Annotated in this window: 7 protein-coding genes; 4 read left to right on the forward strand and 3 right to left on the reverse strand. The window is 70.6% G+C overall.

The genetic code is table 11. The features are described 5' to 3' along the window. Positions 1-1,691, forward strand: a 1,691-nt coding sequence (locus VQ03_RS29985) for an ABC transporter ATP-binding protein (protein WP_048454590.1), incomplete at its 5' end; no start/stop codon positions are given. 22 nt (positions 1,692-1,713) lie between these two features. On the opposite strand, the gene VQ03_RS29990 is transcribed toward VQ03_RS29985, so the two are convergent. The 3 genes from VQ03_RS29990 to VQ03_RS30000 form a co-directional block, all read right to left on the reverse strand. Next, on the reverse strand, positions 1,714-2,679 hold the full coding sequence (locus VQ03_RS29990; RefSeq protein WP_048454591.1) for a C45 family autoproteolytic acyltransferase/hydrolase: 966 nt from the start codon (positions 2,677-2,679) through the stop codon (positions 1,714-1,716). Positions 2,680-2,822: 143 nt separating this feature from the next. Beyond that, positions 2,823-3,443 (reverse strand): pyridoxamine 5'-phosphate oxidase family protein, encoded by a 621-nt coding sequence (locus VQ03_RS29995; protein ID WP_048454592.1) that lies wholly within the window; start codon positions 3,441-3,443, stop codon positions 2,823-2,825. 107 nt (positions 3,444-3,550) lie between these two features. After that, entirely contained in the window at positions 3,551-5,344 is a 1,794-nt protein-coding gene (locus VQ03_RS30000) for a thiamine pyrophosphate-requiring protein (protein ID WP_048454593.1), read from the reverse strand. Positions 5,345-5,575: 231 nt separating this feature from the next. Here VQ03_RS30000 and repA point away from each other — a divergent pair, with 231 nt between their 5' ends. The 3 genes from repA to VQ03_RS30015 all read left to right on the forward strand — a co-directional run. After that, the gene (gene repA / locus VQ03_RS30005) at positions 5,576-6,796 is read left to right on the forward strand and encodes a plasmid partitioning protein RepA (RefSeq protein WP_048454594.1); all 1,221 of its coding nucleotides are present in this window, start codon (positions 5,576-5,578) and stop codon (positions 6,794-6,796) included. Continuing rightward, positions 6,793-7,836, forward strand: a complete 1,044-nt coding sequence (gene repB / locus VQ03_RS30010; RefSeq protein WP_048454595.1) for a plasmid partitioning protein RepB — start codon at positions 6,793-6,795, stop codon at positions 7,834-7,836. The genes repA and repB overlap by 4 nt, the downstream gene beginning before the upstream one ends. Before the next feature lie 194 nt (positions 7,837-8,030). Next, positions 8,031-8,892 (forward strand): replication protein RepA (locus VQ03_RS30015; RefSeq protein ID WP_053078795.1); only part of this gene is annotated, 862 nt, incomplete at its 3' end.

Here is an 8,892-nt window from a genome sequence, read left to right on the forward strand (position 1 = left end):
CCGGGCTCGCCCTCGCGGCCCTGCTCGAAGTGGTCGGCGTCGCCTCGGTGGTGCCGTTCCTGACGCTGGTCGGCGATCCCGGGGCGGCGGCCCGCATCCCGGCGCTCGCCGCGATCCGCGACGGGCTCGGGCTCACCGACGACCGCACCTTCCTGATCGTGGTCGGGCTGGCGGCTCTGCTCGCCATCCTCACCACCTCCTGCGTCAATGCCGGGCTCACCTACGCCCAGCTGCGCTTCAGCCACAGCGTCGGCTACGGCTTCGCCCGCCGTCTGCTCTTCCGCGCGGTCGACCGCGAGCGGCTGTTCTTCACCACCGCCAACAGCGCCGAGCTCGCCAAGACGATCCTGAGCGAGACCGACCGCCTCGTCGTCGGCGTGCTGACGCCGGCCACCGTCATCGCCTCGCGGGCGACCTCGGCGCTGGCCGTCATCGTGTTCCTGCTCGTCGTCTCGCCGCGCCTGGCGCTGATCCTCGGAGCCGGCTTCGGCGGGCTCTATGTCGGCATCTTCCTGGTGGTGCGGGCGCGGCTCGCCCGCATCGGCGCACGCGCCGTGGCCGGCAACGAGGGCCGGTTCCGGGTGGTGCACGAGACGCTGGGCGGCCTCACCGAACTGAAGCTCTACGGCCGGGCCGAGGCCTTCGCGCGCCGGTTCGAGGCCCCGGCCCGGGCCTACGCGCAGGCGAGCGCCGAGAGCCTGCTCACCGGGCAGTTGCCGCGCTTCGTCATCGAGGCCCTGGCCTTCGGCGGCGTGATCGTGGTGGTGCTGTTCGCCCTCTCGCAGGGGCTCGACACCGCCGGCATCCTGCCGCTCCTCGGCCTGTTCGCCTTCGCGGGCTACCGGATGCTGCCGGCGTTCCAGAACGTGTTCAACGCGCTGGCCCTGCTGCGCTTCACCCTGCCGGCGGTGCGGCTGGTGGTCGACGGGCTCGAGGGCGAGCGCCCCCCGCGCCCCCGCGCGCCCGAGCGCCTGCCGTTCCGGGACGCCATCCGCCTCGAAGGCGTCGGGTTCGATTACGATCCCGGCCGCCCGGCCCTGTCCGGCATCGATCTCACGATTCCCGCCCACACCACGGTCGGCCTCGTCGGCCGCACCGGCTCGGGCAAGTCGACCCTGATCGGCCTGATCCTCGGCTTCCTGCATCCGACGACCGGCCGCCTCGCGGTCGATGGCGTGACGCTCGATCCCGCCACCCTGCCGGCCTGGCAGAATCGCATCGGCTACGTGCCGCAGGACATCTTCCTGATCGACGGGACCATCGCGGAGAACATCGCCTTCGGCCTCGACACGATCGACCAGGCCGCCGTGGAGCGGGCGGCGCGGCTCGCCGGCGCGCACGACTTCGTCGCCGCCCTGCCGGGAGCCTATGCGACCCGCGTCGGCGAGCGCGGCGCCCGGCTCGCGGGCGGCCAGCGCCAGCGCATCGGCATCGCCCGGGCGCTCTACCACGACCCCGACGTGATCGTGTTCGACGAGGCGACCTCCGCCCTCGACGACGAGACCGAGGCCGTGGTGATGCGGGCGGTGCAGGGCCTCGCCGGCTCCCGCACCCTGATCATGATCGCCCACCGCCTCACCAGCCTCGCCGGGGCCGACACCGTGCACGTGCTGGAGGGCGGACAGATCGTGGCCTCGGGCCCGCCGGAGCAGGTGCTGCCGCAGGTGGCGCGGGCGGGGGATCAGGCGTGATCGTGCGCGGGGCCGTGACGGATCACGGCTCCAGCGCGCCATAATCGTGGGTGTAGGCGCCCTCCTCGAACCGGTCGAAGCCCTGGCTCCAGCGATGCCCGGGCCAGAGGTAATCGACGCGGCCGGCCGCCGGCCGGTACAGGGCCGTGTAGGCCGTGGTAAAGCTGAGCTTGCGCGAGTAGAGCGGCGGCGCGAAGAAGCGCTCGACAAGCGTCGCGAGGCTCGTCGACGGATCGTCCAGGGCCGCCTCCAGCACCCGCTGGCGCAGGGCGGAGCGGGACGCGGGCAAGATCCGCTCCTGGTGGTTGGTGCAGGTTCTCTGGCGCGTCACCGCCGGCTCGCGGCGGGGCCCGAGGAAAACCGTGGCGTGGTCGCCCGTGCGGTCGAGGAGCGTCACGTTGTGGAGCTGCACGGCCGGGAGGCGGCGGAGCGCGGCCACCGCCTCGCGCACCGACGCGCAGGTCTCCAGCACGTAGCGCAGCATCTGGATGATGGCGAAGCCCTCGCCGCGCCGGGCGAGGCCGCCGAGCGTGCAGCTCGCCACCACGCCATCCTCGTTCATCCCGTCGAGGCAGCCGCCCCAGGGCCGCTGCACCATCGCGATCACGCGCCGCCCCGACCACGCCGTCAGCTCGATGCGGCCGGTGATCGCGGTCAGGGGATAATCGTAGTTGCGGATCAAGGCCGGACCACCTTCGCCGAGCCAGACCGCCTGGCTGCATCCCTGCCGGTGCGGGGCCGGGCGGTAATGGCTGAGGATGCGGTGGGCCATCTCGTCGTCGCCGACCATCCCGCACAGCTCGTCGTAAGCCGCGACGAGTTCGGGCATATGGCGCGCGAGCGCGGCCCGGCACTCGGCGGCCGTGGGCCGCTCTGGCACCCCTTCCCCGAGATACCACCGCGCCGCCTCGTCCCGCCCGTCCCGGAACCGGGCGAGCCATCCGGGGCCGGGGCGGTCCTCGACATGGGCGGTGAACGTCTTCTCCATCCTGGCCCTCTCCTCCGGACCGGTTGCCCTGTCTTCACGACCATCCCCGACGTCGAGCCGTTAGCCAGTCGCTCCAGGTCAGGCGGAAGGTCGAGGATGTCCTGCGCGGCATCCCGGCGGCCTGCCCCCTGCCCGCCCGTCCGTCACCACATCGTCTGCTTCGCCCGCTCGGCCCAGGCCGCGTCGTAGCTCTCACCGCCGACGCGGCCTTCGCTCATCTCGGCCAGGATCTGCCCGGGCGTCGGCAGCGCCTTCGGATCGACCTGGGCGTCGGCCCGCCACAGGCCGGAGCGAATCAGGGCCCGGGCGCATTGGAAATAGACCTCCCCGACCCGGATCACCATCACGGTGCGCGGCGCCTTGGCCTCGACGGCGAAGGAGGCGCACAGATCCGCGTCGTCCTCGATCACCGCCCGGCCGTTGACCCGCAGCGCGTTGCCGATGCCGGGGATCAGGAACATCAGCCCGACCCGGGGATCGCGGACGACGTTGCGCAGGCTGTCGATCCGGTTGTTGCCGCGACGGTCCGGCAGGAGCAGCGTACGCGGATCGGCGATGCGCACGAAGCCCGGGCGGTCGCCGCGGGGCGAGCAGTCGAGCCCCTCCGGGCCGCTCGTCGCGAGGGCGGCGAACGGCGCCGCCTCGATGAAGCGGCGGTAATGCGGCGTGATGTGGTCGGTGACCTTCGCGGTCGAGGCTTCGCCGACCGCACCGAATTCACCGTAGACCTGCTCCAGCTTCGCCACCGTGTCCAGGATCGCCATCGGCCCGTCTCTCCCGCGTGGATGCGGATCGGTTAGGGGATCGACGGATCCGTGACCATCGAGAAGATCGCGCCCAGACGTGAGACCCGCTCACCAAGGCTCCGACGCTAGTCCCGGTTGCCACCTGGCAACACACGGCTCAGCACCTGGCGGGCGGTGTCGACCAGGAGATGGCCCTGCTTCGGGTCGCCCTTGGCGAGCATGGCGGTGAAGTTCCGGACCTGCTCCAGGGTGAAGAACGGCGGCAGCGGCGGCACCTCGGGGTCGGTCTTCACCTCGAGCACCACCGGCCGGTCGCTCGCCAGGGCCTCGTCCCAGGCCGTGCCCATCCGCTCCGGGTCGTCGACGTAGATCCCGCGCAGGCCGATCAGCTCGGCGAACTTGTGGTAGGGCACGTTCGGGATGGTCTGGCTCGCCTCGAATTTCGGGTTGCCCTCCATCACCCGCTGCTCCCACGTCACCTGGTTCAGATCCTCGTTGTTGAAGACGCAGCAGATCCAGGTCTTGTTCGGCCAGCGATGGGCGTATTTCGCCACGGTGATCAACTCGGCCATGTTGCTCATCTGCATGGCGCCGTCGCCCACCAGCGCGATCACCGGCCGGTCCGGATGCGCCACCTTGGCGGCGATGGCGTAGGGCACCGCCGCCCCCATCGAGGCGAGGCCGCCGGAGAGCGAGCACATCTGCCCGCGCCGCATTTTCAGGTCGCGGGCGAACCAGTTGGCGCAGGAGCCCGAATCCGAGGTGACGATCGCCCGGTCCGGCATGCGGGGCGAGAGTTCCCAGGTCACGCGCTGCGGGTTGACCGGGTTGGCCTCCGCCATCGCCCTCGCCTCGGCCTCCTTCCACCAGGATGCCACCCCCCTCTCGATGCCGGTCCGCCACGCGCCACCCTCCGGCTTCTGCTCCAGGAGCGGCAGCAGGGCGCGCAAGGTCTCGGCGGATTCGCCCTGGAGCGGGACCTCCATCGGATAGCGCAGGGACAGCATCTCGGGCGCGAGGTCGATCTGCACGCCGCGGGCCTGGCCCTCATCCGGCAGGAACTCGGCCCAGGGGAAGCCGGAGCCGATCATCAGCAGCGTGTCGCAGCCGGCCATCATCTCGGAGGATGGCTGGGAGCCGAGAAGCCCGATCGTACCGGTGACGAAGGGCAGATCGTCCGGCAAAGCCGCCTTGCCGAGCAGTGCCTTGGCGATTCCGGCCTGGAGCCTGTTGGCCACCGCGATCACCTCGTCGGTGGCGTGGAGCGCCCCGGCCCCGACAAGGATCGCCACCTTCTCGCCGGCATTCAGCACGTCGGCGGCCCGCTGCAGGTCGGCGTCGAAGGGCACGACCTTCGGGGCGATGTAGCCGATGCCGGAGAAGGTATTGCCGTGCTTGCGGACCGGAGCCTCGTACGGGACGTCCTGCAGGTCGTTCGGCAGGATGATCGCCGCGACCTTGCGCTCGGCCTTGGCGATGCGCATCGCCCGGTCGACGATGTGGCGCACCGAGGCGGGAGACGCGGCCTGCTGCACATAGGCCGCCACGTCCTTGTAGACGCTGACGAGGTCGAGCTCCTGCTGGTAATGCGCGCCGTTGACGTTGCGCGCCTGCTGGCCGGCGATGGCGAGCAGCGGCACATGGTCGGAATAGGCGTCGTACATCCCGGTGAGGAGATGCGTCGCCCCCGGGCCCGAAGTGGCGAGGCACACCCCGACCTCGCCGGTGAACTTGGCATAGGCCGTGGCCATGAAGGCCGCCATTTCCTCGTGGCGGACCTGGATGAACTCGAATGGCAGGTCGCTGCGCTGCAGGGCCCCGAGCAGGCCGTTGATGCCGTCGCCCGGGTAGCCGAAGATCGTGCGCACGCCCCAGGCGGCCAGGCGCTTCCAGAAGAAGTCGGCGACGGTGTCGGCCATGGTTGCTCCTCCGCCACGCGGGCGCGCGCGGCTATGGACCAGGATCGGGGTCGGCGGGCCAACACCGGGCAGTTGGGCCGGTTCCCCGTCGCCGCGGCGCGGCGGTTGCCACCTGGCAACACCTGCCCGACGCCGATGGTTAATGAAGCTTAACCAAAAAGGGTTTGCGCTCGCACGGTCACGCTGGCATCGTCTTACGGAGTTTGACCGTGATGCGCTCAGGAACCGTAAATGCCCGACCAGCCGAAGGAGCAGGCAAGAGCCGCAGCCTCCGACCGTCCCTCGATCACCCGGATCATCGCCGATGACGGCGGCGCCCTGTCGAGCGAGCTGAACGCATTGCGGCGCACGCTCTTCCCGCCGGCCTCGCACAAGCTCCTGCGCTCGTTCTCCTCAGGCGAGGCGGCGAAGCTGATCGGCGTGGCGGACGGTTACCTGCGCCAGCTCTCGCTCGCGAGCAAAGGGCCGCAGCCGGAGATCGGCCCCGGCGGCCGCCGCTCCTACACCCTCGGCCAGATCAACGAGCTGCGTCAGCTCCTCGACGACGGCCCGAAGGCCAAGCGCTACGTGCCGCATCGCTCCGGGACTGAGCATTGCCAGGTGCTGGCGGTGGTGAACTTCAAGGGCGGGTCGGGCAAGACCACCACGGCGGCCCATCTCGCCCAGTATCTCGCCCTGCGGGGCTATCGGGTGCTCGCCGTCGACCTCGACCCGCAGGCCTCGCTGACCGCGCTCCACGGCTACCAGCCCGAATTCGACGTCGGCCCCAACCAGACCCTCTACGCCGCGATCCGCCACGACGACGAGCAGAAGCCGCTCAGTGAGGTGGTGCGCAAGACCTACTTCCCGGGCCTCGACCTGGTGCCCGGCAACCTCGAACTCATGGAATTCGAGCACGACACCCCGCGGGTGCTGGCCGACCGCAACGCCGAGCCGTTTTTCGGCCGCATCGCCACGGCACTCGGGAGCGTCGCCGACGATTACGACGTCATGATCCTCGACTGCCCGCCGCAGCTCGGCTTCCTGACGCTGGGCGCGCTCTGCGCCGCCACCGCGATGCTGGTGACCGTGCATCCGCAGATGCTCGACGTGATGTCGATGTGCCAGTTCCTGCTCATGGCCTCGGACCTGCTCGGGGTGGTGCAGGAGGCGGGCGCCGACCTCGACTACGATTTCCTGCGCTACGTCGTGACCCGCTACGAGCCCTCCGACGCGCCGCAGACCCAGATGGTCGGCTTCATGCGCTCGCTGTTCCGCGAGCGGGTGCTGACTCACCTGATGCTGAAATCGACGGCGATCTCGGATGCCGGCCTGTCGAAGCAGACCCTCTACGAGATCGGCCGCGAGAGCTTCACCCGCGCCACCTACGACCGGGCGATCGAGGCGCTGGACGGGGTGAACGGCGAGATCGAGGCCCTGATGCACCGCGCCTGGGGACGCGTGCCGGCATGAAGCGCAAGGATGCCCTCCGGGCGGCTTTGAGCGCCCGCTCCCAAGAACCGCAACAAGAACCCCAAGCGGAGTTGCCAGCTGGCAACCCGGCCGAGCCGGTGGACATGCCCTCCGAGGCGCCGCGCCCCCTGGTCCGCTCCGGCGCCGTCGGCGCCATGGGGCGCAGCCTCGGGCGCATCGCCAGCGCGGCGGCGGAGGCCCGCGCCATGGTGGCCTCCGGCGACCGGGTGGTCGAGCTCGATCCGGCGCTCATCGACGGCTCCTTCGTGCAGGACCGCCTCACCGGCGATCCGGCGGAGCACGCCGCCTTCGTCGAACTGATCCGCGAGCGCGGCCAGCAGGTGCCGATCCTGGTGCGGCCGCATCCGGGCGTGGAGGGCCGCTACCAGGTGGCCTATGGCCATCGCCGCCTGCGCGCCGCAGCCGAGCTCGGCCGGCCGGTGCGGGCGGTGGTCAAGGCGCTCACCGACGAGGATCTCGTCGTCGCGCAGGGCCAGGAGAACTCGGCCCGGGCCGATCTCAGCTATATCGAGCGGGCCTTGTTCGCGATCGCGCTCGAGGATCGCGGCTTCGACCGCGCCACCATCATGGCGGCGCTCGCGGTGGAGAAGACCCAGCTGTCGCGGCTGATCGGCATCGGCCGGGCGGTGCCGGCGACCATCGTGGCGGCCGTGGGCCCGGCGCCGAAGGCCGGGCGGCCGCGCTGGACGGCGCTGGTCGAGGCGCTGGCGCGGGACGGGGCAGGGGAGGTGGTGAGCCGCATCCTGGCGGTGCCGGATTTTTCGGATTTGTCCTCCGACGACCGCTTCGCCCGGCTGCTCGCTGGCCTCACCGCCCCGGCGCCGCGGCCGGCGCCGTCACCGGCAATCTGGACCAATCTCGGCGGCCGGCCGGTCGTGCGGATCGAGCGCGGCCGCCAGGGCACCCAGCTCACCGTCGACGACACGCTCGAGCCGGACTTCGCCGCCTACCTGATCCAGAGTCTTCCCCAGCTCTACGCCGCATTCGCGGAGTCGAAGACCCGCGACGAGACCGATTAAGGATCGGTCCCACCCTCGACCGGCGGGACGAAGACTCGCCGGTTAGACACACAGATTCACAGGAATCTGGCGCTCTGCTTCGCGAATCGGCCAGACTCGACTCTGCCGATTCGGGTTTCGCGCGTTAGGACTCCGCCAAGCAGAGTCACGATGCGTGCTGAGGCCGGCGCGCATCCCCCGTGCGGAGCCCTTTGGTGGAGATGACGAACCCGCCGCAACCAGGCCAAGAGCCCACAGGCCAAGAGCCTACAAGCCAAGAGCCCACAAGCCAGGAATCCGTCGAGGGCGTCCGCGACGCCGACCTGATCGAGATCGTCGAGAAGGCCCGGGGTAGCGTCGCCTACAAGGCCACGCTCGCCTTCGTGCGCGCCAGCCAGGCCAAGCGCGACGCCGAAATGGAAGCGCGCGAGAAGCTGGTGGTGCTGAAGGCGGAGGCCGAGGCCGAGCGTGCCCGGCTGCCCCGCAATGCCCGCCGCCGTGACATGGTGCGCGAGGTGATCGAGAACGAGCCGGCGGCGCCCGAGAACATCCAGCACATCCACTCGGTCCTGGCCTTGTGCGGCCTGCCGTACCGCGAGCCGAAGGGCGTCACCAACGTCTCGCGGGAATACGGCCGCAACACGCTCGCCATCAATGCCGGCCGGCTCATCAACCCGACCACCGGCGAGATGGAGATGCAGGGGCTGCCCTACGGCCCGAAGGCGCGGCTCCTCCTTCTTCATCTCTGCACCGAGGCGGTGCGACAGCGCAGCCCCAAGGTCGAGGTGGCGCAGAGCATGTCGGGCTTCATCCGCGACATGGGCTTCCCGGTCACCGGCGGCGAGCGCGGCACGCTCAAGCAGTTCAAGGAGCAGCTCAACCGGCTCGCCGCCTGCTCGATGCAGATCGGCCTGTGGGACGGCACCCGCGCCTCGACCCTCAACGTGCCGCCGTTCCGGCAGATGGACGTGTGGCTGCCGCTGCACAACCACCCGGACCAGGGCCTCCTGTGGTCCTCGACCATCACCTTCCATCGCGAGTTCTACGACAACCTGATCCAGCACGCCCTGCCGGTCG

The organism is Methylobacterium tarhaniae, from assembly GCF_001043955.1.
GTDB lineage: Bacteria > Pseudomonadota > Alphaproteobacteria > Rhizobiales > Beijerinckiaceae > Methylobacterium > Methylobacterium tarhaniae.